At 36.6% G+C, this 235-nt stretch carries 1 protein-coding gene; it reads left to right on the top strand.

Annotated features, from left to right (window positions below):
• Positions 1–235, top strand: a 235-nt coding sequence (locus tag RYX56_RS25320; RefSeq protein WP_336623203.1) for an EamA family transporter, incomplete at both ends; no start/stop codon positions are given.

Below are 235 nucleotides of genomic sequence, written 5' to 3'. Positions count from 1 at the left end.
AAACGCTACTATGGGTACGTGGATAACGGGTATTATCTTAGGGCTTTTTCTAGCAGGTATTTTTACTTCTGAAACATGGGGGATTAATTTTACGACAAGTTCAAATGCAGGTTTTCTTATTAGTTTAACAATTATTTTTACACCGCTAGTTGAGTCTATAGTTTCTAGGAGTCGGCTGCGATTAGGCATTTTATTTGCCGTTCTTTTATCTGTGGTTGGTACCGGATTATTAACA

The sequence above is a fragment of the Alkalihalophilus lindianensis genome (assembly GCF_032843265.1).
Classification (GTDB): domain Bacteria; phylum Bacillota; class Bacilli; order Bacillales; family Bacillaceae_D; genus Alkalihalophilus; species Alkalihalophilus lindianensis.
This window is presented reverse-complemented; position numbering and strand designations above follow the sequence as displayed.